This is a genomic window from Streptomyces musisoli (assembly GCF_016741855.1).
GTDB lineage: Bacteria > Actinomycetota > Actinomycetes > Streptomycetales > Streptomycetaceae > Streptomyces > Streptomyces musisoli.
The window spans coordinates 146,383-171,937 of the sequence record NZ_JAERRH010000017.1; the positions used below are offsets into that span (position 1 = coordinate 146,383).

Genomic DNA, 25,555 nt, shown 5'->3' on the forward strand with positions numbered 1-25,555 from the left:
CGCGGACTGCGACACGTTCAACGTGCCCGCGGAGACGACCTGTACGGTCTGCGGCGGGACCCGGCGCGGTACCGCGCCGCCGCCCCGGTCCACGCCGAAGCCGGCCGCGAAGCCGGGCTCGAAGCCGGCCGCGAGGGCGCCGCGCGGCGGATCGGGGACGGCGTCGGGCGCGGCGGCAGCTGCCGAGCCGGGTACGAAGTCCGCCGCGAAGCCGGCTGCCAAGGGGGCGGGGTCCGGTGGCGGTGCCGCGCGGCCCTCCGCCAAGCGGCCCGGCGGCTCCGGGCATCCGCCGGGCCCCTGGCGCTGCTCCGAGTGCGACACGAACAACGCGCGCACGGACCTGTCGTGCATCGCGTGCGGCACCTCGTGGAAGGCGGCGCGGAAGAGCACGGCGAAGCCGCCTCCGTCCGGGAGCACTGGCGCGGGCGCGGGCGCGGGTGCGAAGAAAGCCCCGCCCCGGAAGACCACGCCCCGCAGCACTCCGTCCTCGGCGGCCTCGGCACCGCGGAGCACCGCGCGCAGCGCGCCCTCCTCGTCCTCGACGCCCCGCAGCACACCGCGGACCCCCCGCAGCACGCCCCGGACGTCCCGCCCGGGCACGTCCGGCACGGCGGGCGCACGAACCGGCGCCGCGCCCGGCAGGCCCCGGCCGCGCACCGAGGAAGGCGTCTTCTTCCCCTCGTCCGGCACCACGGGCTACCGGCCGGCCGGACCGCACGCCCCGGCCGGCCCACCGCCGCGCACCGAGCCGGTCCGCACCCCCGCGCCCCCGCCGCGGTACACCCCGCCCGCCGGGAGCACGAGCCGGAGCAACGGTTGTCTGGGCGGCTGCGTCGGCGTCGGCGTCGTGTTCCTCCTGATCGCCCTGGTGGCCCACGGCTGCGACTCCTCGTCGGAGTCCAGCGGCTCGACGCCCCGCAGTACCGCCGAGGCCTGCCCGGAGCGCATCGCCGCCGAGCTGCCCGGCGGGGACGGGGCCGAACTGGTCCGGGCGTTCCGCACGAAGAACAAGCAGATCACCCTGTGCCGTACGGCGTCGGGATCGCTGTACTACTACGGCGAGTTCAGCGACGGGCGGGAGAAGGGGATCGCCATGAAGGCGAGGGCGACGAGCAAGGGGTTCGAGGCGCGCAACGGCGAGTACCGCTACGTCGTCCACGGCGGTGCCGTGACCATCTACCAGTCGGGCCGGCGGATCGGCGAGGAGGATCTGACGCCGGAGCCGTCACCGTCCTGACTCACGCGTCGCCGTACGCCTCCCCGCCCAGTGCGAAGCCGGCCGTGCCCGCCGTCGCGTCGGCTAGCCATGCGCGGAAGGCGTCCACGTCGGCGTCGGGGAGGCCGATCTCGATGGTGACGGCCTCGCCGTAACGGACGTCGCGCACCTCGCGGCCGGTCGCGCGCAGGTCGTTCTGGACCTTGCCCGCCCGCTGGTGGTCGACGGTCACCGTGGCCAGCCGGAAGCGGCGCCGGGTGATCGTGCCGAGCGCGTCCAGGGCCTCGCCGACCGAGCCGCCGTAGGCGCGGATCAGTCCGCCGGCGCCGAGCTTGACGCCGCCGTAGTAGCGGGTGACCACGGCGACGACGTACCGCATGTCGCGGCGCAGCAGCATCTGGAGCATGGGCACGCCGGCGGTGCCGCCCGGTTCGCCGTCGTCGCTGGCCTTCTGCACGGAGGCGTCGGCGCCGATGACGTACGCCCAGCAGTTGTGGGTGGCGTCGGCGTGCTCCTTGCGCACGGCGGCGACGAAGTCCTGGGCCTCCTGCTCGGTGGCGGCCGGGGCGAGGGCGCACAGGAAGCGGGAGCGGTTGATCTCGGTCTCGTGCACGCCCGCGCGGGCGACTGTGCGGTACTCGTCCTGCATCCCGCCAGCCTATGTGAAAGCCGGACGCCCCCCGATCACCTCTTCTTCCCGCGCGGGACCGTGAACGAGGTGAGCAGGGCCGCGCCCGGGGCGAGGGCCGGCCAGCCGGTGCCGTGCCAGGTGAGCACGGCGATCGCCGAGGTCGGGAACTTCTCCCGCACCCGGTCCAGGGAGTCGTCGAGGCCGTCGGCGGCCAGCGCGCGCACCAGTTCCTCGAGGCCGGGGTTGTGCCCGATGAGCAGCAGCGTCCGCACGTCCGCCGGCGCCTCGCGCACGACCTCCAGCAGGTCCGCGGGGCCGGCGGCGTACAACCGACGGTCGTAGTGCACCGGTGGCGGAGTGGCCCACTCGGCGGAGACCAGCTCCCAGGTGCGGCGGGCGCGGACGGCGGTGGAGCACAGGACGAGGTCGGGCAGGGAGCCGGCGGCGGCGAGGGCGCGTCCGGCGGCCGGGGCGTCCCGCCGCCCGCGTGGCGCAAGCGGTCTGCGGTGGTCCTCGACGCCCTCGGGCCAGGCGGACTTGGCGTGCCGCAGCACCACCAGCCGGCGCAACGGGCCCCTGCCGGCCGGCCCGGTCACGCGAGGCTCCCGAGGTCGCGCGCGAGGTCCAGGGCGAGCAGGCGGTCGGCGTAGGCGTAGGTCTCGAAGCGGGCACCGTCCGGGATGCCGGGCTCGCTCTCCACGTCGCGCAGCACGCCAAGCACCGCGGGCAGGTCCAGGTCGTCCTCCCAGGCGGCGCGCAGCCGCGCCCGCACCTCGTCGGGCACCGGCCGCGAGGGCCGCCGCGCCCAGCCGGCGACGGCGCGCCGCCATCGGGCGAGGCTCCGCGCGGCGTCGTCCAGTGCGGCCGTGTCCAGCCGTGCGGGTTCGCTCCGCGGGACGGCGAGGAGCGCGAGGCGGAGGGCGGTGGGGTCGGCGAGGAGAGCATCGAGCGCGGTGGGGGTCACCGGGGCCACGTCCATCACCGGTCCCGGCCCCGGTCTGTCCCGGGAGTCCCGCTGGGCCACATGGATGGCCTGGGCCTCGCCGAGTCCGGACGCGAGGTCGCGGCCGTCCTCGAAGGGGCGGATGGCGAGCCGGTCGGCGGCCGTGCGGAGTTCGGGCTGGTCACGGGGTGCCGTGAGGATCGTCCAGACCGGGGTGCCGCCCAGTTCCAGGGCGCGGACGAGCAGGTCGGCCGTGAGCAGCACCCGCAGGGCGGTGGGGTCGAGGCCGGAGGCGTGGGCCTCGATGCGGGTCAGGCCGCGGCGGGCGGGCGCGGCGGGGACGGGCTCACCGGTTCGGGCGTCGAGGATGCGCAGCACGGGGCGAGCGTAGGCGGCCGGACGGCCGTATGCAGCGGCTTGCGCCGATTCCGGACAGCGTGGCGGGGTACGGCGGGAGTCCGGACCCGCGTACGGCGGGAATCCGCACCCGCCGTGGCGATGTTGCCACGGCACACGTTCCCGACAGCCCGAGGAGGCGGCCGATGTACGGCGACGAGGCGACGATCCGCAGGATCCTGACCGAGCTGGGCGACACCTGGGCGGTGGTCGGCCTGTCCTCGAACCGGGGCCGGGCCGCCTACGGGGTGGCGCAGGTGCTCCAGCGGTTCGGCAAGCGGATCGTGCCGGTGCACCCCAAGGCGGAGACGGTGCACGGGGAGCGGGGCTACGCCTCCCTCGCGGACATCCCCTTCGACGTGGACGTGGTCGACGTGTTCGTGAACGGCGACCTGGCCGGCGCGGTGGCGGACGAGGCCGTGACGAAGGGGGCGCGGGCGGTGTGGTTCCAGCTGGACGTCGTCGACGAGGCCGCCTACCAGCGCACCCGGACGGCGGGCCTGGAGATGGTCATGAACCGGTGCCCGGCGATCGAAATTCCTCGCCTGACACTGTGACTCTTCTCCTTCATCACAATTGTCCGCTGAATATTGACATTCGCTCGGCCCCTCTGACCTGTGCGAAGGCTGATCCCAAGACAGGCAAGATCCCGGGTCAAATTTTGGGAAACAGTCTTTTGCTGACGCGGAGTGGCTTCCTAGCCTGTGGCCTCATTGCCCGTTAATTCTGCGTTCATGAACTGAGAGGCCACTTGACATGGCGAAAGTCGACGCCCTGCCACAGGCCACGACGGAGTCCGGCGGTCTACGCCGGGACGTCGGACTGATCGGACTGATGTGGGCCTCCGTGGGCTCCATCATCGGATCCGGCTGGCTGTACGGCGCCGAGAAGGCGGTCGTCGTGGCCGGCCCCGCGGCGATCATCTCGTGGGTGATCGGCACGGTGGCCATCGTGCTGCTGGCGCTCGTGCACGCCGAGCTCGGCGGCATGTTCCCGGTCGCCGGCGGCACGGCCCGCTATCCGCACTACGCCTTCGGTGGCCTGGCCGGCATGTCGTTCGGCTGGTTCGCCTGGCTCCAGGCGGCCACCGTGGCGCCGATCGAGGTCGAGGCGATGATCGGCTACGCCGGTCACTGGAAGTGGGCCCAGGCCCTGCAGCACGCCGACGGAACACTGACGACCAGCGGTTTCGCTTCGGCCGTCGTCCTGATGGCGATCTTCGTGGGCGTCAACTTCTTCGGCGTCCGTGCGCTGGCGCACACCAACAGCGCGGCCACCTGGTGGAAGATCGCGGTCCCGCTCGCGGCGATCTTCATCATCGCGGTGGGCAACTTCCACAGCAGCAACTTCACCTCGGAGGGCTTCGCGCCGTTCGGCATGAAGGGCGTCCTCGGCGCCATCAGCTCCAGCGGCATCATCTTCGCGCTGCTCGGCTTCGAGCAGGCGATCCAGCTGGCGGGCGAGAGCCGCAACCCGAAGCGTGACCTGCCGCGGGCGACCCTCGGCTCGGTGGCGATCGGCGCCGTGATCTACATCCTGCTCCAGATCGTGTTCATCGCCGCGCTGCCGCACGCCTCGTTCGCGCACGGCTGGGCCAAGCTCGACTTCGAAGGCATCAGCGGCCCCTGGGCGGGCCTGGCGACCCTCGTGGGCCTGGGCTGGCTGGGCTGGGTGCTCTACGTCGACGCGATCATCTCCCCCGGCGGCACCGGCCTGATCTACACCACCGCCACCTCGCGCGTCTCGTTCGGTCTGGCCAAGAACGGCTACGCGCCGAAGGCCTTCGCCAAGACCGACAAGCGCGGTGTGCCGTGGTTCGGTCTGCTCATGTCGTTCGTCACCGGCGTGGTCTGCTTCCTGCCGTTCCCGAGCTGGCAGGAGCTGGTCGGCTTCATCACCTCGGCGAGCGTGCTGATGTACGCGGGCGCACCGCTGGCCTACGGTGTCTTCGCCGACCGGCTGCCGCACCTCGAGCGCCCCTACCGGCTGCCCTTCGGCAAGTTCATCTCGCCGGCGTCGTTCGTGGTCGCCAACCTCATCATCTACTGGGCCGGCTGGGACACCCTGTGGCGGCTGGGCTTCGCGATCCTGCTCGGGTACGTGCTGCTGGGCTCCTACGCCTGGTACGCCACCGCGACCCGGAAGCCGGACGCGCCCCGGATGGACTTCAAGGCGGCGCAGTGGCTGCCCGGCTACCTGCTCGGCCTGGGCGCGATCTCCTGGCTGGGCGGCTTCGGCGGCCGCGGCTCCATCCCGATGTACTGGGACATCCTGGTCGTCGCTGCCTTCTCGCTGGTCATCTACTACTGGGCCAAGGCCACCGCCTCGGCGACGGAGGCCATCGAGCGCAGCATCGACGAGGTCGTGGTGACGGACATGCCCGCGCACTGACCCGCTCCCGCGTCACCCACGGTGTCCCGTCGGCTCGTCTGACGGGACACCGTCATAATGCTCGCGTGATGTCTCCTTCCCCCCACTCCGACTCACCCTCCCCCACCCGTTGTCCGGTCGTCGTCCTCGGCGCCGGACCCGCCGGGCTGACCGTCGGCAACATCCTGCGGGCCGCCGGTGTCGACTGCCTGGTCCTGGAGACCGAGAGCCGGCAGTTCATCGAACAGCGGCCCCGCGCCGGGGTCATCGAGGAATGGGCCGTGCGCGGCCTCGAACGGCGCGGGCTGGCCGGCCGGCTGCTGGAGCGCGCCGAGGGGCACTCCGAGTGCGAGTTCCGCTTCGACGGCCGCGGCCACCGTTTCGCCTACACGGAGTTGACGGGACGCCATCACTGGGTCTATCCGCAGCCCCTGCTCGTGACCGACCTGGTACGCGAGTACGCCGACGTGCGGGGCGGGGAGATCCGCTTCGGCGTGCGGGACGTGCGCCTGCACGACCTGGACTCGGACCGGCCCGCCGTCTCCTACACCGACCCGGACACCGGCGAACGGCTCCTGGTGCGCTGCGACTTCGTGGCCGGCTGCGACGGGGCCCGCGGGGCGAGCCGGGCCGCGCTGCCGCCGTCGGCGCGCACCTCCCGGCACGACTACGGCATCGGCTGGCTGGCGCTGCTCGCTGAGGCACCGCCGTCCGCCGACTGCGTACTGTTCGGCATGCACCCCGCCGGGTTCGCCGGGCACATGCCCCGCGGTCCCGAGGTGACCCGCTACTACCTCCAGTGCCCGCCCGGCGACGACCCGCGAAACTGGCCCGACGACCGGGTCTGGGAGCAGCTCCAGCAGCGCCTGCGCGCGGCGGACCGCCCGCCGCTGACGGAGGGGCGGCTGCTGGAGAAGCGCGTGCTGGACATGCACAACTACGTCGTCGAGCCCATGGTGTCCGGCCGGCTCTTCCTGGCCGGTGACGCCGCGCACCTCGTCGCGCCGATCGCCGCGAAGGGCATGAACCTGGCCCTGAACGACGCGTTCCTGCTCGGCGACGGCCTCGTCGCGCGGCTGACCGAGGGCGACGGCACGGGTCTGGACGGCTACTCGGCGGCGTGCCTGCGCCGGGTGTGGGACTACCAGGAGTTCTCGGAGTGGCTCTCCGAGATCTACCACGGCACGTCCCACGGCGATCCCTACCGCGCCGGGACCACCCTGGCCCGGCTGCGCCGGCTGTTCTCCTCACCGGTCGCGGCGGCGGCCTTCGCCGAGCAGTACCTGGGCACGGCCGGCGCGTACTGAGCGCACGACCCCGCCCGGCTCACCGTTCGGCGAGGCGGTGGTCCGCGGTCTTCAGGGCCTCCTCCACCAGCCGCCGCAGGTGCCCGTGGGGCAGGGAGTAGATCACCCGCCGGCCCTCCTTGCGGGTGTCCACCAGGCCGGCGAGCCGCAGCCGGGCCAGGTGCTGGCTGACGGCCGGGCGGGCGGCTCCGCAGGCCTCGGTGAGCGTGGTGACATCGGCCTCGCCCGCCGTCAGGACGTGCAGCAGGGTGAGGCGGGTGCGGTCGCCCAGCAGGGAGAGCAGTTCGGCGGCGAGCGCGAACTGCTCCTCGCCCGGGCTGCGCGGGTGCGCATGATGCGCAGGTGACAGGTGCATGCGTGCGCTCATATGCACATAATGGCTCCGTGGGCGCCGTGCGTCCACTCCGGCCACCGGAAGGGGATCGACGTGAGCGACCGGCACCCCGATCAGCACGGGCACGGGCACGGGCACGAGCAGGGGCCCATCGGACATGAGCACGGGCACGGGCACGGCGGCCACGGGCACTGGCACGGCGACCGCGGGCACGGGCACGGCTCGGAGCACGGCGACCACGAACACAGCGGCCGCGGCGGCCGCAGCGGCCGAGGCCACCGGGACGGGCAGCAGCCCGGCGGCCAGGGGCATGGGCGTGGGCACGGGCACGGCGGCCGGGGACGCGGGCACGGCCACGGGCCCGCCTCCGGTGCGCGCCACGGTTTCGGTCACCGTCTCGCCCACCTCCTCACCCCGCACTCCCACGAGACCGCCGACAAGCTGGATCCGGCGCTGGAGTCCTCGGCGCACGGCATGCGCGCGCTGTGGGTGTCGCTGGCCGTGCTGGGAGCGACCGCGCTGGCGCAGGCGGTCGTGGTGGCCGTCTCCGGGTCGGTGGCGCTGCTCGGGGACACCGTGCACAACGCGGCCGACGCGCTGACCGCGGTGCCCCTCGGCATCGCCTTCGTGCTGGGGCGGCGGGCGGCGACCCGCCGGTTCACCTACGGTTACGGCCGCGCCGAGGATCTCGCGGGACTCGTCATCGTGCTGACCATCGCCGGATCGGCGGCCTTCGCCGCCTGGGCGGCCACCGGACGGCTGCTGGACCCCCGGCCGGTGACGCACGTGCCGGCGGTGGCGGTGGCCGCGCTGCTCGGCTTCGCCGGCAACGAGTGGGTGGCCCGGTACCGGATCCGGGTGGGCCGGGAGATCGGCTCGGCCGCACTCGTCGCCGACGGGCTGCACGCCCGTACCGACGGATTCACCTCGCTGGCCGTGCTGCTGGGCGCCGGCGGCTCGGCGCTGGGGTGGCATCTGGCCGACCCGGTCGTGGGGCTGGCGATCACGGCCGCGATCGTGCTGGTGCTGCGGGACGCGGCGCGGGAGGTGTTCCGGCGGGTGCTGGACGCCGTCGACCCGGCGCTGGTGGACCGGGCCGAGCGTGCGGTGCGCGCGGTTCCGGGGGTGCGGGAGGTGGGTGAGCTGCGGCTGCGCTGGATCGGGCACCGGCTGCGCGCCGAGCTTGCGGTGGTGGTCGACGGCGAGGCGACCGTCCGGGAGGCACACGCGATCGCCGTCGAGGCCGAACACGCCCTGCTGCACGCGGTACCGCGGCTGACGGCCGCCCTGGTGCACGCCGACCCGGCGCACGCCCCGGGCGAGGCGGACCCGCATCTGGCGCTGGCCCACCATGCGACGGCGTGAGACCAGGCCACCCCCGACCCGCTCGGATCCGGCACCGGCCCACCACGCGACACCGCGAGGTCAGGCCACCCCAACCCGCTCAGATCCGGCACCGGAACCACGCGACACCGCGAGGTCAGGCCACCCCCAGTCCGCTCAGGTCCGGCACCGGCCCACCACGCGGCGGCGGTGAGATCAGGCCATGCCGAGTCCGTTCAGTACGACCGCGCCGGGCAGTTCGGCGAGGGCCTTGCCGGGCACCAGCAGCTTGCCGCGCCGGCGTCCGCTGCCGACCAGGACGTAGGGCAGGTCGACGACGGCCGAGTCCACCAGCACCGGCCAGCCGGTGGGCAGCCCGACCGGGGTGATGCCGCCGTACTCCATGCCGGTCTCCCCGGTGGCCGTCTCCATCGAGGCGAAGGAGGTCTTGCGGGCGCCCAGTTGCCGGCGTACGACACCGTTGACGTCGGCCCGGGTGGTGGAGAGCACCACGCAGGCGGCCAGCGTCGTCCGGCCGGCCCGCTTGCCCGCGACGACGACACAGTTCGCCGACCGCTCCAGCAGGTCACGGCCGTAGTGCTCGACGAAGACGGCCGTGTCGGCCCACCCCGGTTCGGTGTCGACGTACAGGATCCTGTCGGCCGGGACCGCCCCCTGCCAGTCGCGTACGGCGTCGGCGACGGGAGCGGTCAGCTCGTCCAGGCAGTCCGGGGCGGGAGTGGCGGTGTCGAAGTCTCCGATGGGTGCGCGCATGGCCGCACGCTAACAAGGGCCCCCCGCCCGGGGTACCGGCGTCTCACGGCACGGGCGGAACGGACACGGCCATCACCATCTCCATCGGCACGTCGCCCTGATTGCCGTACAGGTGCGGGACGTTGGCCTCGAAGGAGGCGCTCGCGCCCGCCGGGACCCGGTACTCCGTGCCCTCCACGGTGAGCGTCAGCTCGCCCGCGGTGACATGCACCAGCTCGATGGTGCCGCCGGGGTGCGGCTCGGAGGGGCTGTTCTCCCCCGGCATCAGCCGCCAGTCCCACATCTCCAGCGGTCCGGGCGCCTCCGTGCCGGCGAGCAGCCGGCTGAAGCTGCCGGCCTCCGTGTGCCACAGCCGTACGGCCCGTTCGGCGGGTACGACACGGACCCTGGGGCCCTGCTCGTAGTCGAGGAGCGTGGGGACGCTGACGCCGAGCGCGTCACCGATCTTGACGACCGTGCCGATGCTGGGGTTGGTGCGGGCCTGCTCGATCTGGATGAGCATGCCGCGGCTGACACCGGCCCGGGCGGCGAGCACGTCCAGCGTGAAGCCGCGCACCGAGCGCCAGTGCTTGACGTTGCGCGCCAGGGACTGGGTCAGGAGTTCGAGGTCCGACACGTTGTGTCCAATATTCGGGAAGTTCAATATTATGGTTATGAGAGTGCAGTCGACTGAACTACGGTGGGGTGCACCCGATCGTCCACCGAACTGTACTGCGAGGCCGGCCGTGACAGCACTCTTCGCCCTGCTCACCAGCTTCCTGTGGGGGCTGGCCGACTTCGGCGGCGGCTTGCTGACCCGACGTACCCCCGCGCTGACCGTGGTGGTCGTCTCCCAGTCGATCGCGGCGGCCGTACTGGGCGTGATCGTGGCCGCCACGGGCGGCTGGAGCGAGGCCGGGCCCCGGCTGTGGTTCGCGTTCGCGGCCGGCCTCGTCGGACCGGTGGCCCTGCTCTCCTTCTACAAGGCCCTCGCGCTCGGCCCGATGGGCGTGGTCTCACCGCTCGCCACCCTCAGTGTCGCCGTGCCCGTCGGCGTCGGACTCGTCCTCGGTGAGCGGCCGGGACTGCTCCAGGTCGCGGGCATCGCTGTCGCCGTCACCGGGGTCGTCCTCGCCGGCGGGCCGCAACTGCGCGGCGCGGCCGTGCAACGGCGGGCGATCCTGCTCACGCTCGTCGCGGCGCTCGGCTTCGGCGCCGTGTTCGCGCTGATCACGGAGGCCTCGACCGATGTCGCCGGCCTGTTCCTCGCGCTGTTCGTGCAGCGGCTGACGAACGTCGCGGTGGGCGGGGCGGCGCTCGCCGTCTCGGTCCGGCGCGGCGGTGCCGCCGTACCGGACGGCGGCTTCCCCTGGTCCTCACTGCCCGCGCTGGCCTTCGTCGGCCTGGCCGACGTGGCCGCCAACGGCACCTACGCGATCGCCGCCCGCAGCGGTCCGGTCACCGTCGCGGCGGTGCTCGCCTCGCTGTATCCGGTGGTGACCGCGCTGGCCGCGCGCGGCTTCCTCAGCGAGCGGCTGCGCGCGATCCAGACGGCGGGAGCGGGGCTCGCCCTGCTGGGCACGCTGCTGCTGGCGACCGGCTGACCGCACGGCCGGGTGGGCGGCCTCGCCGAGGCCGGCCGGTCCCGGGGCCTCCGGGACCGGGGCGGCCGGGTGGACCCGGACGGGCCGGTGCCGCCGGGGGGATCCGGACGGGCCGGGGCGGCCGGGTGGGCTTGCGTCAGCCTTCGGGCTCCAGCGCGGCGAGCCGCGCCACCGTCTCCTCGTCCAGGTCCGCCAGCGCCCGCAGCTGCCCGGGCGTCATGCCGTCCGGGATCGGCACGGGAGCGGGGGTCCGCAGCGGTGGCTGCCAGCCCCCGTCGGGCGTCCAGCGCCGTACGACCCTGGCGGGCGCCCCCGCCACCACCGCGTGGTCGGGCACCGTGCCCCGGACCACCGCGCCGGCCGCCACGACCACGTTCCGGCCGATCCGCGCTCCCGGCAGGATCACCGCGCCGGTGCCGATCCAGCAGCCCGGGCCGATCTCGACGGGCTCCATCCGCGGCCACTGCTTGCCGATGGGCTGGTGCGGGTCGTCGTAGGAGTGGTTGGTGGAGGTGACGTAGACGTACGGCCCGAAGTAGCAGTCGCTGCCGATGGTCACCGTCGTGTCCGCGATGACGTGGCTGCCGCGGCCGAGCACCACGCCGTCACCTATGCACAGGATCGGGTCGGGACCGAGGTCGAGATCGGGCATCAGCCCCGCGGTGAGGGTGACCTGCTCGGCGATGATGCAGTAGGAGCCGAGCCGGATCCAGGGCTCGCCGAAGACCGTGCCGAGCGGGAAGGCGAGCCGGGTGGCCTCGCCGATCGAGCCGAAACGGAAGCGGCCGGGATGCTCGGCCGTCACCGAACCCGCGCGCTGCACCCACGACCAGCCCGTGTGCACGGCACGCTGCACCAGGTGGCGTCGCCAGGATGAGAACGTGTTCTTGCGCTTCGGCACGGGGTCACGTTACTCATCGGTCGCCAGGAGGGAGAGAGCGGGCCGCTGTGATCTTTGCCCCACCCCGTGTCGTACGGTGCCGTGTACTGCCGACACGAGGAGACGGTGATGACGCACAAGGCGCTGATCGTGGGTATCGGGGGCAAGGAGCCGCAGATCGACGCGGAGGCGTTCGTCGCGCCCACGGCGTCCGTGATCGGGGACGTCACGCTGCGCGCGGGGGCCAGTGTCTGGTACGGGGCCGTCCTGCGCGGTGACGTCGAGAAGATCACCGTGGGGGCTCAGGCCAATGTTCAGGACAACGTCACTCTGCACGCCGACCCCGGGTTCCCGGTCACCGTCGGCGAGCGGGTGTCCATCGGGCACAACGCGGTGGTGCACGGCGCGACCGTGGAGGACGACTGCCTCGTCGGGATGGGCGCGACCGTGCTCAACGGGGCGGTGATCGGGGCGGGCTCGCTGGTCGCGGCCCAGGCCCTCGTTCCGCAGGGGATGGTGGTGCCCCCGGGCTCGCTGGTGGCGGGGGTGCCGGCCAAGGTGAAGCGGCCCCTGACCGAGGAGGAGCGGGAGGGGGTCACCCTCAACGGCACCCTGTACGCGGAGCTGGGCAAGGCGCACGGGGACGTGTACCGGTAGGAGAACGGGCGGGATGCGTGGGCCGTCCAGGGCCGCCGGCTGAACGGGACCCTGCCCGAGTCCGCGCCCTGTGTGGAGCCACGCCCGGACCCGCGAGCTGCATGAGGTCCGCCTCCGGGCCCGCGAACTGCGTGCGGCCTCCCGGCTCCGCAGGCTGTGTGGGCCCCGTCCTGGCCCCTGGATTGCGTGGGGCCGTCCGGCCCCACACCCTGGCGCCGCGGAGCCGCAGGTCAGCGCGGCCCGTAGCCCTCGCAGGGACGCTTCAGTCCCCGGCGCCGACGGGTTCCGCCTCCGGCTCGGGCTGCTGCTGGGCCTTCTTCGCCTTGCGCTTGATGATCAGCATCGAGGCCAGGCCGATCAGTACGGCCACCGCCAGGCCCAGGTACGAGAAGCGCTTCAGCCAGTCCTCGGCGACGGTGCCGACGTAGTAGATGACGGCCGTGGTGCCCCCGGCCCAGCAGATGCCGCCGAGGACGTTGGCGATCAGGAACTTCCAGTACGGCATGTGCAGGACGCCCGCGAGGGGGCCGGCGAAGATGCGCAGGAGGGCGACGAAGCGGCCGAAGAAGACCGCCCACATGCCCCACTTCTCGAAGGACCGCTCGGCCGTTGCCACATGGCCGGCGCTGAAGTGGCGTGGGAACTTGCCGCCGAGCCAGGCCAGCAGCGGGCGTCCGCCCTTGCGGCCGATGGCGTAGCCGATGGAGTCGCCGATCACCGCGCCGGCGGTCGCGCACGCGCCGAGGATGATCGGGTTGACGCCCGAGTGCTGGGAGGACATCAGCGCCGCGGAGATCAGGACGATCTCGCCCGGCAGCGGGATGCCCAGGCTCTCCAGACCGATCACCAGGCCCACCAGGGCGTAGACGGCGGCCGCAGGCACCGAGTCGAGCCAATCCTGGACGTGCACCGCCGGTTCCTCCCCTGTCGCTGGTCCTGCTCCGGCATTCCGGGCCGCCGCATGTAAAGGGCGTCCCAAGGGAAGGCTACCTGGTCGGCGGTGAACGGCTGCCTGCTCGCGTCCGCCCGGCGGCACCGTCCCGCCCTCACCCCTTACGTTTCAGGACATCCCCGTGTCACGCGGGAGGGGAAGGCTCCCACGCGGTTTCGCCCGGTCCCGCTCCCCCAGGCCCCGCCGCGGGGCCCGCCGCGGAAGGACGACGTCCCCGTGTCCTCACTGTCCCCGTCCCGCTCGCCGTCTCCTCTCCCACGGCCCTGCCCGGAGCGGGCGGCCCCGTGCACCGAGATCCCCGCGCCCTGTCCTGATCTGCCCGCCTCCCGTTCCGGGACCGTCACGCCCTGCCCGCAGCGGCCGGAGCCCCGCCCCGAACCCGCAGGCCCCACTCCGAAGCCGCCGACCCCCCGCCCCCAAACCGCCGCGCCCGGTCCTCGGCCGTCCTTCGCTGGTCCCGAGACCGGCGCCCCGCGTCCCGGGACCGCCGGTGGGTGGGGGGCTTCCGCTCCGGACCGCCCGGTGTCCCGCATGCCCGGTCGGCTCGTGCGGCTGGCCCTGTGCCTGGCCCCCGTGCTGTTCGCCGCCGGCTGGGCCGTGGCCAACCGGCCCGTCGTGTACGTGGGGGTCCGGCGGCTGATCGCGGCCGACCCAGGGTGGCTGCTCGCCGGAGCCGGCCTCACCTGCCTGACCTGGGTGACCGCCTCCTGCGTCCGGCAGGGCGCCCTGCCCGACCCGCTGCCGCCCGGCCTGCTGCTGGCCTCGCAGTTCGCCGCCGGTGCCGCCAACCACGTGCTGCCCGGCGGCCTCGGCGCCCATGCCGTGACCCTGCGCTTTCTGCGCGGCCAGGGCGTGCCGCTGCACCGGGCGACCGCGTCGGTCGGGCTGTACTCGCTGGCCAGGTCCTCGGCGAAGACGGTGGTGCTGCTGGTGTTCCTGGCGGCGTCGCCGGCCTGGCGGCGCCTGGGGGGCCTGGCACCGGACGGGCGGCTGCTGGTACCGCTCGGTGTCGTCGTGGGCGGGGCGCTCGCGGTGGCGGGGGTGCTGCTGACGGTCGTACGGCCATTGCGGCGTCCGGTGACCGGTCTGCTGCGCTCCGCGCTGGCCGACGCGCGCGCGGTGCACAGCCGGCCCTGCCGGGTGCTCGCCCTGTGGGGCGGGGCCGTCGCGATGCCGCTGGTGCAGGCGGGCACGCTGGCCTGCGTCGGGGCCTCGCTCGGGCTGGGGCTGCCGTGGGAGCAGGTGGTGCTCGCCTACCTGGCGGCGGGTACGGCGGTCGGGGCGGTGCCCGCGCCGGGCGGGTTCGCGGTCGACGCGGCGCTGGCGTGGACGCTGGTCGCCTTCGGCGCCTCGCCCGCGGCGGCGACCGCGACGGTGATCGGTCACCGGATGCTGACCGACTGGGTGCCGCTGGTGCCGGGCGCGCTGGTGCTGTCGACGATGATCCGCGCCAGGGTGTTGTGAGCCGGAAGCCGCCTCCGCGGCCGCCACGTGTCGTCGTGGTCAGTCCCGGCGGGCCACCAGGCGGTAGGCGTTGGTCAACCGCAGGCGGCGGGACAGGGGCCGTGCCGCGATCCGGTCCAGGAGTGCGGCGGTGAGGAGGACGGGGACGCCCGTCAGGAGCAGGGCGGTGCGCAGGGTGCGCCGGAGCGCGCCCTGCGGCTGCGCGAGCCAGGGCGCGTCCTCGCGCGGGGCGGTGTGGTCGAGCGCGAGCCAGGCGGCCGCGAGCAGGTCGACCGGATCGTGCGCCTCGGCGTGCTGTTCCGCGACCACCGTGAAACCCCGCTCGGTGAGCCGGCGGCGCAGGTTCGCGACCGGCATGAGGTGCAGGTGCTGCGGCTGGAGCCAGGGCAGCCACCAGCGGCCGAGGAGCCGGGCGTAGCGGCTCTCCGGGTCCGGCACCTCGATCAGGAGGTGCCCGCCGGGACGTACCGCCTCGTGGGCGGCACGCAGTTCACGGTCGGGATCGGTGCTGTGCTCCAGGTAGTGGAACATGCTCACCACGTCGTAGCGGGCGGCGAGTTCGGGGGCCAGGTCGGGGAAGGCCCCGCGGTAGGCGTGCGCCACGCGGCCCTCACGGGCGGCGAGTTCGACACCGTCGGTGAAGTCGAGTCCGTCGAAGGCCGTGCCGGGCAGGACACCGCGGGCGGCGGCGCAGAAGTGGCCGTGCCCGGTACCGACGTCGAGCCAGGTCTTCGGCGCGGGATCGTGGCGCAGCACCGCCTCGGCGCGGCCCCGGTACATCGCCCCGCGCCCGCCGAGGGCTTTGCTCATCCGCTGCTCACCGAGCCCGTCGTAGAAGTCGCGGTAGTAGAACTCCAGGCCCTCGGCGGTGAGTTGTGGGTTCTGGAAGACGTGGCCGCAGTCGGCGCAGGCGTCCAGGGTGAAGCGGCCGGGCTTGTGCTGGAGCAGGTCGGTGGTGCGCAGGCGGCGGGTGAGCCGGGCGGAGGAACACCAGGGGCAGGTGGTGCGCCGGGGCGCGAGGAAACGGTCGGTGCCGCCGTTAAGGTCTTCCCGGTAGGCGGGGCGCAGGGCGGCGATGCGGGCTTTCTTCTCTCGGGCGTCGCTCATCGGCTCTCCCCTGCCATCCGTTCGAGGTGGGCCGCCGCGGCCTGGGCGCCGCCCGCCGCACGGAACGCGGCACGGATCCGGGCGGCGGCGGCCCGGTGGGCGGGGTCGTGCAGGACGGTGTCGAGGGCCTCGCCCAGCCGGGCCGCGGTGACCCGGCCGAACCTGACCCGGAGGCCGGCGCCGGAGTCCACGACCTGTCCCGCCACCACCGGCTGGTCGTCCCTGATCGGCGCGACGACGAGTGGGACGCCGTGCCACAGCGCCTCGCACACGGTGTTGTGACCCGCGTGGCAGACGACGGCGTCCGTCCGTTCCAGCAGGGGCAGTTGCGGCACGGACGGCAGGATCAGGACGTCCTTGTCGTCGGCCGCCGCGGGCAGGGTGCGGCCCGGGTCGGCGATGACCGCCTGGATCCGGTCGGCGCGGTCCCGCAGCGCGGCCAGGAACTCGGTGAGGAACCGGCCGCCGGTGTCGGCGTTGGCCGTGCCGAGGGTCACCAGGACCTTGGCCCGGCCGGGGTCCAGCCACTCCCAGGGGAAGCCCGGCCCGGCCGGGCGGCCGGCGAGCGAGGGTCCGACGTAGTGGATGTGCGACGCCAACGGCGCCTGGGGTCCGATGAGTTCGGGTGTGCTGAACACCAGCAGCAGATGCGGCGAGGAGCGCGGGTCGGCGGTGCCGGCCGGGTCGCCGACGCGGGCGCGCAGCTCGGTCAGGCGCTCCCGGAGCCACTCGGCGACCTTGGGCAGGCCGTCGTACGCGCCGCTGAACTCGGCGGACGTGGTCGCGGAGGTGGCCCACGGCAGCCCGAGTCGCTCGGCCACGAGGGCGCCCGCGAAGGCCTGCTGGTCGGCGACGACCACGTCGGGGCGGACCGCCGCGACGGCCTCGGCGACTCCCGGTGCCATCGCGTCGGCGAGCGGCAGCAGGTACCACTCCCACAGGAACCGCAGGGCTTCCGCGCCCCGCAGGTCCGGCGGCCGTACGGCGCCGGGGGCGCCCGGCACCGGGCCCGCACACGCGAACACCTCGGCGTCCGCGCCCGCGAGGCGCCGTACCAGGGCCGGGTCGGCGCAGGCCCAGGCCACGCGGTGCCCGTGCGCGGTCAGCCGGGCGGCGACGCCGACGGCAGGGTTGATGTGCCCGGTCAGCGGCGGGACGACGAAGAGGAAGCCGCTCACCGGACGCCCGCCCCGGCGTGGACCAGGTCGAGGATGTGCCCGCCGACCGTACCGGGCGCCTCGACCAGGACCGAGTGCTCGTGGCCCGGCAGCACGACCGCCCGGAAGTCCGGCAGGAGCCGCCGGTGCGCCGGCACCAGGTCCACCATGTCCGAGTCGCCGCCGTACAGGCCGAGCACCGGGCAGCGTACGGCTCCGATCTGGGCCTCGGTGAGCACCCGGCTGGCGGGGATGTCCCGGCCGAGGGTGGTCTCCCGGACGAGCCGGGCCGCGCCCTTGGCGAGGCGGGCGGTGTTGCGGCCGTGGTGGGCGGTGACCCAGGCGAGGGCGTCCGCCTCGTTGTGCGCGAGTTCGGCCACCACCCGGCGCAGGATGCGGCCGAGTTTCGCGGCCCAGGCGGCCGTCGCCGGCTCCGACTCGATCAGGGTCAGGCCGGCCACTCGGTCCGGGTGGCGGGCCGCGTACCCGAAGGCGATGGTGCCGCCGTAGGAGTTGCCGACGAGGTGCACGGGCCCGGTGACGTCCAGCCGGTCGAGGAGCGCCGCCAGGTCGTCGATGTTGTGGTCCAGGGTGTAGCCGTGCGGCGGGCGTTCGCTTCGGCCGTGGCCGCGCAGGTCGTACATGACGACGTCGAGTCCGGCCGCGGCGAGCCCGGGCGCGACGGTGAAGTAGTAGCTGGCCAGGCTGTCGGTGAGCAGTCCGTGCACCAGGACGACGGTGGGGTGCGGGCCGTGGCCGGGCGCGGGGCCGGTCCGCTGGACGTGCAGCCGGATGCCGCCGGCGTCGACGATGGCCATGGGCTCAGCCCGCCTGGGTGGTCTTCAGGCTCCACACCACGTACTCCACGAGCCGGCCGACGGTGAGTTCGATGATCTCGTCGAACTCCATGCCGGCCAGGAACTCGGCGAGGTTGACCCGCCGTCCGTACCGTTCCTCCAGCAGGCCCGCCAGGGTGACGAGGTCGATGCTCTCCAGTTCCAGGTCGCGGTTGAAGCCGGTGGACATGCCGATCACCACGTCGTCGTCGCCGTACTCCGCCAGTACCGTGCGGAGCATGCCGGCGATGTCGGCGAGCACGGTGTCGGCGGTGGGCTGCGCCGGGGCCGGCTGGGTGGGGTTCATCGGGCGTACTCCTCGGCTGCTGCGTCGTGTTGTCCGTCGTCGGCGGCGGGCCCGGTCGTCCAGGCCACCACGTAGCCGCGTTCCGGCAGGGCGGGCGGGTTGGTCACCGGTGCGCAGTGCACGGTGCAGGCGCGTTCCAGGCGGCCGGAGACCAGCAGCCGGGTGCCGTCGGGGGCGGCCTCCAGCACGGCGAAGTCCCGGGGCCGGCCGCCGAATCCGACGCCTTCGGCCTTGGCGACCGCCTCCTTGGCGGCCCAGAAGCGGGTGAACCACACGGCCTCCGGTTCGCCGCCGTCCGCACACCGGGCGCGCAGGAGCCGCAGTTCCGCCGGGCCGAGCGCGGTGGTGAGGGTCGCCGGGTCGCGATCGGTGATCTCTTCGATGTCGATGCCGGGACCGGGCCGCGGGCGGTGCGGGCGGACGATCGCCACGCCCGCCTCGGCCCGGTGGGCGAGCGAGATGTCCAGCGGGGGCAGGGCGCGGCCGTGCAGGCCGGTGATCCGGGGGCGGCCGAGTTCGTCGTTGGTCACCCGGATCTCCGCCGGGAAGACGGGTCCTTCGCCGTGTTGCCAGAGCCAGTGGCGCACGGCGTCCTTGACGGCGATCCGCCCGAGCAGCCACTGCCGGCGTCCGCGCGGCGGCCGCTGCGCGTAGGCGGCGCGTTCCGCGCCGCCCAGCGAGTTGCGCATGATCAGCTCGCGTGAGGCGAGGTCCGGCCACCGTTCGTGCACCAGCGCCCAGCCGCCGGGCATGGCGGTGGCGAGGGTGTGGCGTTCGGGGAAGCGTTCGACGGGGCGGGTCGTGGGGTCGTTGTCGAAGCGGCGGTCCTGCCAGCCGGTCAGCCGGGCCCACACCCGGCCGCCGACGGTCAGCTCCGCGTCCGCTTCCAGCGCGGTGTCCGTGAGGGAGGTGATCCGCAGCAGGCAGTGCACCTCGGTGCCGGGGGCCGGGTGCGGTCCGTGGAAGCGCGCCTGTGCCAGCTGCACCGGGAAGACGACGGTCCGCTCGGCGCGGGTCGCCATGATCCAGTAGCCCAGCAGCTGGCCGACGTTGTCGAGCAGGGCACCGGGGGCGGCCGGCGTGGTGATCACCCCGCGGACGTGCCGCTCGCCGATCGCGGTCAGCTCGGTCAGGCCCTGGAACCGCGGGCCGTGGAACATCCACCGGTCGCGGTAGAGCTGGGCCGCCGTGTGGTCGGGGACGCGTTCGCCGAGGTCCGGGAGCGGCCACGGCGGGGGCGGCGCCGGGTGGCGCGGCGCGAGTTCGACCACGGCGCGGGCGGTGGGCCCGAAGGTGACGACGACCCGGTCCGACTGCCCGGGGGCGGGGGTAACGGTGACCGGGTCCGGCTGCTCCGGGGCGGGGGTGACGGCGACCCGGTCCGACTGCCCGGGGAGGGGGGTGACGGTGACCGGGGCCGGCTGTTCCGGGGCGGGGGTGACGGTGACCCGGTCCGGCTGCCCGGGGGCGGGGGTGACGGTGACCGGGACGTCGACGGGTGGCGTCGCGGTGAGCCAGCGGTCGAACCGGGCACCGTACACGGCGACCGCCCGCCGACCGGGCACCGCGCGCTCGGCCGCGTCCATCATGTGCCGGACGATCGTGGTGGCGGGCACGACCGGCCACCGGTCCTCCACATCCGGCCACCCGGGGCGCTGCGGGAAGAAGCAGTGGTCCAGAAGGTGGGGCATGGCCTGGGTGGAGACACGCAGGATCGTGGTTACGGGGGTGGGGTGGGGGGTGGTGGTGGCGGGGATGGTGGGTGCCGTTCCGAGGGTGGTGGTGGCGGGGTTAGTGGGTGCCGTTCCGAGAGTTGTGGTGACGGGGATGGTGGGTGCCGTTCCGAGGGTGGTGGTGGCCGGCATCGTTCCGGGTGTCGCGGCGGCGATGGACGTGAGGTTGCCCCGGCCGTCCGGACCACGGCTCGCGGCGATCAGTTCGGCGGCCGTGTGCGCGGTGTCCCGCAGCAGGGCGGCCAGTTCGGCGGCGGCCGGATGACGCCGGGCGAGGTCGTCGAGCGCGGGGCCGGCATCGGAGCGGGCGGGGCCGGCATCGGAGCGGGCGGGGGCGGCTCCGGGGCAGGCGGGGGCGGCATCGGAGCGGGCGGGGGCGGCTCCGGGGCAGGCGGGGGCGGCATCGGAGCGGGCGGGGGCGGCTCCGGGGCAGGCGGTGGAGTCCTCCTCTACCCGGAGGGGATCGGCTGGCGGCGGAGGCGTCTCGCCGGTCGGCGCGGTCGGTCCACCCGGTCGTACGCCCGTCCCGCTCCCCCACAGTTGCGCGCGGAGCGCCTCACGGGACGGGCCGTCCAGTGACACCAGGGCGCTGCCGAGGTCGAGGCGGACGGGAAGGCGGGCGCCGGCCGGACGGGCGGCCGCGGCCTGGGACGACGGAGTCCCGGCCCCCCTGGACGCTGCCGACGTTTCCGTGACCACTCCGGACGCTGCCGGCGGTTCCGTAACCGCCCCGGACGCTGCCGCTGCCACGCTCGTTCGGAGGGCTGCCGCTGCCGCCCCGGACGCTGCCGACGTTTCCGGGACGGCCCCGGACGCTGCCGACGTTTCCGTGACCGCTCCGGACACTGCCGGTGCCGTACTCCCCCCGGACACTGCCGGTGTCACGGTGGCCCCGGTCGTCCACAGTGCGGTGGCGACGCGTCGGAGTTGGGCCAGGCCGCCGTGGTGGGGCGAGGTGGCGGCGACGGCCAGGTGATCACGGTCGCCGAGCGTGTCGCCGATGAGCGAGGTCAGCCGGCCGGGACCGGTCTGGACGAAGACGCGGTGGCCGGCGGCGTACATGGCCTCGGTCAGCTCGCGGAACCGGACGGGCTCCAGCAGGTGCCGTACGAACAGTTCGCGGACCCCCGGCTCGTCCCGTGGGAAGGGCGCCGCGGTCGTGCCCGACCACACCGGCACGGTCGGCGGGTGGAGCCGGAAGCGGTCGGCGGCCTCCTTGATCGGGGCGAGGAACGGTTCGAGCATCGGCGTGTGGAAGCCGGACCGGAACGGCAGCACCTGGCAGAGCACACCCTCGGCGCGCAGGGACCGGACGAACTCCTCCACCGCCGTGCCGGGACCGCAGACCATGGACTGGCGGGGCGCGTTGTCGTGGGAGAGCACGATCCCGGCGTCCGCCCAGGCGGCGGCGAGCGTGGCGCGCACGTGCGCGGCGGAGGTGCCGACGGCGGCGAAGACGAGCCCCGGGACGGTCACCGAGTCAGGGTCGAACCCGGCCATGAACGCGTCCACCTGGGCGGCCGAGTACAGCCCGGCCGCGGCCATGGCCGTCCACTCGCCGACGCTGTGCCCGGCGACCGCGTCCGGTACGAGGCCCATGCGGCGCAGCGCCTGGTCCAGCAGGCGGCCCACGCCGACGACCCCGAAACCGTGCCGGCCGATGTCGCCGACCCGGACGTCCGAGCCGGTGCCGGCGACCGGGGGCAGGCCGAAGTGGGCGGCGATGTCGGCCGAGGGGGCGGTGAAGTCGGCCTCCAGTCCGGGGAAGACGAACGCCAGTCCGCCGCCGGCGCGGCCGAGCAGGGGTGCCGGGCGGAACCACACGTCGCTGCGGCCGTGCCAGGCGCGGCCCTTGGCCACCGTGCGGCGGGCCAGGGCGAGCCGCTTGGCGGTCGGGTCCACGACACCGAGACGGACCGGGCCGGCATCGGCGTGCGGCCGGTCGGAGCCGAGTCCGGCGGCGAGCACGGCGGAGTCGTCGGCGCCGAGGAGAGCGGCGAGTCCGGACACGTCGGCGGCGGCGAGCAACAGGACCCGCTCGGGCTCGGTGACACGCACGCGGCCGGGCACGGAGCCCGCGTCCGGTGCGGGCCTCGGCGGCGCGGGGGCCGGACACCCACCGGGCGCCTCCAACTCCCGCACAGGACCCGTACCCGGCCCACCCCTCGACAGCACAGGAGCCGGACACCCGCCGGGCGCCTCCGCCGGAACCCGCACGGAGTCCGTCCCCGGTGCGGGCCTCGGCGGCGCGGGGGCCGGATGGTCGGTGGGCGCCTCCAACTCCCGCACAGGACCCGTACCCGGCCCACCCCTCGACAGCACAGGAGCCGGACACCCGCCGGGCGCCTCCGCCGGAACCCGCATGGCGTCCGTGCCCGATGCGGGCCTCGGCGGCGCGGGGGCCGGATGGTCGGTGGGCGCCTCCTCCAGTACCACGTGCGCGTTGATCCCGCCGAACCCGAACGCGTTCACCGCGGCCCGTCGGGGCGGCCGGCCCGCGGGGGCCGCCCAGGGGCGGGCCCGGTCCAGGGTGCGGAAGCGGGTGTCGGCGAGGCCGGGGTGCGGGTCGTCGCAGTGGAGGGTGGGCAGGAGCGTGCGATGGTGCAGGGCGAGCGCGGCCTTCACGAGGCCCGCCACCCCCGCCGCCGGCATGGTGTGGCCGATCATCGACTTCACCGAGCCGAGCACCGGGCGCTCGTCGGGCCCGCGTCCCGCTCCCGGTCCGAACACCGCCGCCAGCGTGGTGAGTTCGGCCGTGTCACCGGCGGGGGTGGCCGTGCCGTGTGCCTCCAGCAGGCCGACCGAGTCCGTGGCGGCGGGGTCGAGCCCGGCGGCACACCAGGCCTGGCGCACGGCCCGGCTCTGCCCGCCCGGATCGGGGGTGACGAGCCCCGCCGTACGGCCGTCGCCGGCCACGCCCGTGCCGCGGATCACCGCGTACACCCGGTCCCCGTCGCGTTCGGCGTCCGTGAGCCGTTTCAGTACGACGATCCCGGTGCCCTCGCCGATGAGGATGCCGTCGGCGTCGCGGTGGAAGGGCCGGATGCGCTCCGTCGGGGACAGGGCGCGCAGCTGGGAGAAGACGCTCCACAGGGTGATGTCGTGGCAGTGGTGCACTCCCCCGGCCAGCATCAGGTCGCAGCGGCCGGCGGTGAGCGCGGTGACCGCCTGGTCGACGGCGACCAGGGACGAGGCGCATGCCGCGTCCACGGTGTAGGCGGGGCCGCGCAGATCGAGGCGGTTGGCGATGCGGGAGGCGGCGAGGTTGGGGATTAGGCCGATCGCGGCGTCGGGGCTGTCCGGGCCGAGCCGTTCGGTGAACGCCTGCCGGACACGGTCGAGTTGGCCGGGCGTCAGGTCGGGCAGCAGCTCCCCCAGGGTCCGCGTGAGCTGGTGGGCGGTGCGTACCCGCTGGTCCAGCCGGGCCAGGCCGGGGGTCAGGTAGCCTCCGCGGCCGAGGACGACGCCGGCCCGGTGGCGTTCGGGAAGCCGGTCCGGGCCGCCCGCGTCGGCGAGCGCGACGGCGGCCACGTCGAGGGCGATCAGCTGGTCGGGCTCGGTGCCGGGCACGGAGGCGGGCATGATGCCGTGGCGGGTGACCTCCACCTCGGCCAGGCCGTCCACGAATCCGCCGCGCCGGCAGTACACCTGGCCGGCGACGGCGGGTCCGGCGGCCGAGCCGGGACGGTAGTAGTCGGCGTCCCAGCGGCCGGCGGGGACGTCGGTGATGGCGTCCCTGCCGTCCCGCAGATTGGCCCAGTAGGCGTCCAGGCCGGGGGCACCGGGCAGCAGCACCGCCATCCCGACGATGGCGACAGGTGTCTGACGCTCCGTCATTTCACCAGCCCGACGCGGTGTAGACGACGGCGCGGGCCGCCGGGTCGCCCCAGGCCAGTTCGCGGAGCAGGGCCGCGGTGCCCTCGTCCGGGTCGATCAGCGCGACTCCGCGCCGGGCGTACTCGCGCCCGAGTTCCGGGCCGACCATGCCGGGGTGCCCGCCGGCCGGCGCCCAGGGGCCCCAGTGCACGGTCAGCACGCGTCGGCCGGTACGGGCGGCCCAGTCGGCACCGATCGTCTCCAGGGCGTCGTTGGCCGCCGCGTAGTCGGCCTGGCCCCGGTTGCCGAGGACGGCGGCGATGCTGCCGAACAGCACGGTGAACGCGGGCGCGGCGGACAGGTCGTCGAGCGCGGCGAACAGCGCACCGGCCCCGGCCGTCTTCGTGCCGTAGACCCGCCGGAAGGACTCGGGGGTCTTGTCGGCGATCAGCCGGTCCTCGATCACCCCGGCGGCGAAGACGACACCGTCGAGCCGGCCGTGTTCGGCGTGGATCTCCTTGACGGCCTGTACGACGGTGTCCCGCTCGCGGAAGTCGACCGAGCGGTAGCGGGCCCGGCTGCCCAGGGCGGCGAGTTCGGCGAGCGTGGCGGTGATCTCCCGCTGGGCGAGGATCAGTTCGGCGGCCCGGTTGATCTCGGCGGGCCGCGGGGCGCCGGGGCCCGCGGCGAGGGCCGCCCGCAGCTCGACGGGGGTGCGGGCGGCGGCGGTGTGCGGGGCCTCGGGCGCGGTGGGCGCGGGTGTACGGCCCATCAGCTCGATCCGGCACCGGGAGGCACCGGCCAGTGTGGCCGCGAACCTCGCCGTGATGCCCCGGGCCCCGCCGACCAGCAGCACCACGGAGTCCCGGTCGAGTCCGAGCGCGGCGGCTTCGGCGGCGCCGTCCGCGGCGGGTCCCGCGCCGGACGTGCCGAGCGGGCCGAGGGGCACGGGCACCAGGTCCAGGCCCCGGCGGTGTCCGGCGGCCGTGCGCAGCACGACGGGGGCGGGCTGCGGAGCGCGCAGCTCGGCGAGCACCGCTGCGGCCACGGCGGCAGGGCTGGTGTCGGCCACCGCCAGCACCCGTGCGAGGAGTTCCGGGTACTCGCGGCCGGCGCTGCGGACCAGGCCGTCCAGGCCCGCCGACCGCAGGGCTCCGGCGCCGTCGGCGGCGCGCACGGCGAGCAGCAGGCGGGGCCCGCACTCCAGCGCCGCCCGCAGCACGGGGAAGGCGTCCGGCAGCAGGGGGTGGCCGGGGCCGGGGAGCGCGCCGAGGTACAGGACGCCGTCGACGGTGCCGTCGGCGGCGCCGAGGAGGTGGTCACCGGCCCGGATCACGGTGTCGGCGCCGTGCCGCGCGAGCAGGGCCGCGACCGCGGCCACGGTACCGCCCCGACCGTCCCCCTCTCCGTCCCCGCCTGCGTTTCCGTCTCCGTCTCCGTCTCCGTCTACGTCTCCAAGGAGGACGAACCGCTTGCCCGACAGATCCGTGGCCTGATCCTGCTCCGGCTCTGGCTCCGGCTCCGGCTCCGGCTCCGGCTCCGGCTCCGGCAGCGGAACGGGCCGCAGCTCCCGGCGCTGAGGGGCGACACCCAGGGCGTCCGCCCCGATGGCGGCTTCCCCGGTTTCCCGCCACGTCGACTGAGCGTCCGGCACGGACGTGGCTGCCGCGACCGATGCCGGCCGGGCGTCCGCCCCGATGGCGGCCGGCACGGCTGTCCGGCCCGGCACCGGCTGGGCGCCCGGTGCCACTGCGGCTTCCCCGGCTGTC

General features: G+C 74.8%; 22 protein-coding genes. 8 read left to right on the forward strand and 14 right to left on the reverse strand.

What is annotated here, in order from left to right; genetic code table 11:
* Nucleotides 1–847 precede the first annotated feature (847 nt).
* Nucleotides 848–1,237, forward strand: a complete 390-nt coding sequence (locus JK361_RS32010) for a hypothetical protein (RefSeq protein ID WP_201825009.1) — start codon at nt 848–850, stop codon at nt 1,235–1,237.
* Nucleotide 1,238: 1 nt separating this feature from the next.
* Here the strand turns inward: JK361_RS32010 and JK361_RS32015 are convergent, their stop codons facing one another.
* The 3 genes from JK361_RS32015 to JK361_RS32025 are packed head-to-tail and all read right to left on the reverse strand — an operon-like array spanning nt 1,239 to nt 3,168.
* Complete coding sequence (locus tag JK361_RS32015; protein ID WP_201825016.1) at nt 1,239–1,865, reverse strand: YigZ family protein; 627 nt, start codon at nt 1,863–1,865, stop codon at nt 1,239–1,241.
* 35 nt (nt 1,866–1,900) lie between these two features.
* A complete protein-coding gene (locus JK361_RS32020) occupies nt 1,901–2,443 on the reverse strand; it encodes a SixA phosphatase family protein (RefSeq protein ID WP_201825018.1) in 543 nt (180 codons plus the stop codon).
* The gene (locus JK361_RS32025) at nt 2,440–3,168 is read right to left on the reverse strand and encodes a hypothetical protein (protein WP_201825020.1); all 729 of its coding nucleotides are present in this window, start codon (nt 3,166–3,168) and stop codon (nt 2,440–2,442) included. The genes JK361_RS32020 and JK361_RS32025 overlap by 4 nt, the downstream gene beginning before the upstream one ends.
* Before the next feature lie 164 nt (nt 3,169–3,332).
* Here JK361_RS32025 and JK361_RS32030 point away from each other — a divergent pair, with 164 nt between their 5' ends.
* The 3 genes from JK361_RS32030 to JK361_RS32040 all read left to right on the forward strand — a co-directional run bounded on the left by JK361_RS32030 (nt 3,333) and on the right by JK361_RS32040 (nt 6,863).
* The gene (locus JK361_RS32030) at nt 3,333–3,743 is read left to right on the forward strand and encodes a CoA-binding protein (RefSeq protein ID WP_201825022.1); all 411 of its coding nucleotides are present in this window, start codon (nt 3,333–3,335) and stop codon (nt 3,741–3,743) included.
* Nucleotides 3,744–3,942: 199 nt separating this feature from the next.
* A complete protein-coding gene (locus tag JK361_RS32035; RefSeq protein WP_201825023.1) occupies nt 3,943–5,577 on the forward strand; it encodes an APC family permease in 1,635 nt (544 codons plus the stop codon).
* Between the two features lie 68 nt (nt 5,578–5,645).
* Nucleotides 5,646–6,863, forward strand: coding sequence for a 4-hydroxybenzoate 3-monooxygenase (locus JK361_RS32040; RefSeq protein WP_201825029.1), 1,218 nt, complete (start codon nt 5,646–5,648; stop codon nt 6,861–6,863).
* 19 nt (nt 6,864–6,882) lie between these two features.
* On the opposite strand, the gene JK361_RS32045 is transcribed toward JK361_RS32040, so the two are convergent.
* Complete coding sequence (locus JK361_RS32045; RefSeq protein ID WP_236053872.1) at nt 6,883–7,230, reverse strand: ArsR/SmtB family transcription factor; 348 nt, start codon at nt 7,228–7,230, stop codon at nt 6,883–6,885.
* Nucleotides 7,231–7,290: 60 nt separating this feature from the next.
* Here JK361_RS32045 and JK361_RS32050 point away from each other — a divergent pair, with 60 nt between their 5' ends.
* A complete protein-coding gene (locus JK361_RS32050) occupies nt 7,291–8,562 on the forward strand; it encodes a cation diffusion facilitator family transporter (protein ID WP_201825031.1) in 1,272 nt (423 codons plus the stop codon).
* Between the two features lie 174 nt (nt 8,563–8,736).
* Here JK361_RS32050 and JK361_RS32055 read toward each other — a convergent pair whose 3' ends face one another.
* Together JK361_RS32055 and JK361_RS32060 are read right to left on the reverse strand one after the other, a co-directional pair.
* Nucleotides 8,737–9,294 (reverse strand): YbaK/EbsC family protein, encoded by a 558-nt coding sequence (locus JK361_RS32055; RefSeq protein ID WP_201825033.1) that lies wholly within the window; start codon nt 9,292–9,294, stop codon nt 8,737–8,739.
* 43 nt (nt 9,295–9,337) lie between these two features.
* The gene (locus JK361_RS32060) at nt 9,338–9,910 is read right to left on the reverse strand and encodes a helix-turn-helix domain-containing protein (RefSeq protein ID WP_201825040.1); all 573 of its coding nucleotides are present in this window, start codon (nt 9,908–9,910) and stop codon (nt 9,338–9,340) included.
* A gap of 109 nt (nt 9,911–10,019) precedes the next feature.
* Here JK361_RS32060 and JK361_RS32065 point away from each other — a divergent pair, with 109 nt between their 5' ends.
* Complete coding sequence (locus JK361_RS32065; protein WP_201825042.1) at nt 10,020–10,877, forward strand: EamA family transporter; 858 nt, start codon at nt 10,020–10,022, stop codon at nt 10,875–10,877.
* A 136-nt stretch (nt 10,878–11,013) separates the two neighbouring features.
* On the opposite strand, the gene JK361_RS32070 is transcribed toward JK361_RS32065, so the two are convergent.
* Nucleotides 11,014–11,778, reverse strand: coding sequence for an acyltransferase (locus JK361_RS32070; protein ID WP_201825044.1), 765 nt, complete (start codon nt 11,776–11,778; stop codon nt 11,014–11,016).
* A 108-nt stretch (nt 11,779–11,886) separates the two neighbouring features.
* Between JK361_RS32070 and JK361_RS32075 the strand changes: the two genes are divergently transcribed.
* The gene (locus JK361_RS32075) at nt 11,887–12,414 is read left to right on the forward strand and encodes a gamma carbonic anhydrase family protein (RefSeq protein WP_201825046.1); all 528 of its coding nucleotides are present in this window, start codon (nt 11,887–11,889) and stop codon (nt 12,412–12,414) included.
* Between the two features lie 262 nt (nt 12,415–12,676).
* On the opposite strand, the gene JK361_RS32080 is transcribed toward JK361_RS32075, so the two are convergent.
* Nucleotides 12,677–13,324, reverse strand: coding sequence for a DedA family protein (locus JK361_RS32080; protein ID WP_201825048.1), 648 nt, complete (start codon nt 13,322–13,324; stop codon nt 12,677–12,679).
* 573 nt (nt 13,325–13,897) lie between these two features.
* Between JK361_RS32080 and JK361_RS32085 the strand changes: the two genes are divergently transcribed.
* Nucleotides 13,898–14,830, forward strand: a complete 933-nt coding sequence (locus tag JK361_RS32085) for a lysylphosphatidylglycerol synthase transmembrane domain-containing protein (protein WP_201825050.1) — start codon at nt 13,898–13,900, stop codon at nt 14,828–14,830.
* A 39-nt stretch (nt 14,831–14,869) separates the two neighbouring features.
* On the opposite strand, the gene JK361_RS32090 is transcribed toward JK361_RS32085, so the two are convergent.
* The 6 genes from JK361_RS32090 to JK361_RS32120 all read right to left on the reverse strand — a co-directional run.
* Nucleotides 14,870–15,937 carry a class I SAM-dependent methyltransferase gene (locus JK361_RS32090; RefSeq protein ID WP_201825052.1) on the reverse strand — a complete coding sequence of 356 codons (1,068 nt, stop codon included), beginning with the start codon at nt 15,935–15,937 and terminating at the stop codon, nt 14,870–14,872.
* On the reverse strand, nt 15,934–17,115 hold the full coding sequence (locus JK361_RS32095; RefSeq protein WP_201825054.1) for a glycosyltransferase: 1,182 nt from the start codon (nt 17,113–17,115) through the stop codon (nt 15,934–15,936). The genes JK361_RS32090 and JK361_RS32095 overlap by 4 nt, the downstream gene beginning before the upstream one ends.
* Nucleotides 17,112–17,912, reverse strand: coding sequence for an alpha/beta fold hydrolase (locus JK361_RS32100; RefSeq protein ID WP_201825056.1), 801 nt, complete (start codon nt 17,910–17,912; stop codon nt 17,112–17,114). Before JK361_RS32100 ends, JK361_RS32095 begins: the two co-directional genes overlap by 4 nt.
* Nucleotides 17,913–17,916: 4 nt before the next feature.
* Nucleotides 17,917–18,237 (reverse strand): acyl carrier protein, encoded by a 321-nt coding sequence (locus JK361_RS32105; protein ID WP_201825058.1) that lies wholly within the window; start codon nt 18,235–18,237, stop codon nt 17,917–17,919.
* Entirely contained in the window at nt 18,234–23,807 is a 5,574-nt protein-coding gene (locus JK361_RS41585; protein ID WP_236053875.1) for a type I polyketide synthase, read from the reverse strand. Before JK361_RS41585 ends, JK361_RS32105 begins: the two co-directional genes overlap by 4 nt.
* A 1-nt stretch (nt 23,808) precedes the next feature.
* A partial coding sequence (locus JK361_RS32120) for an SDR family NAD(P)-dependent oxidoreductase (RefSeq protein ID WP_201825070.1) occupies nt 23,809–25,555 on the reverse strand: 1,747 nt, incomplete at its 5' end.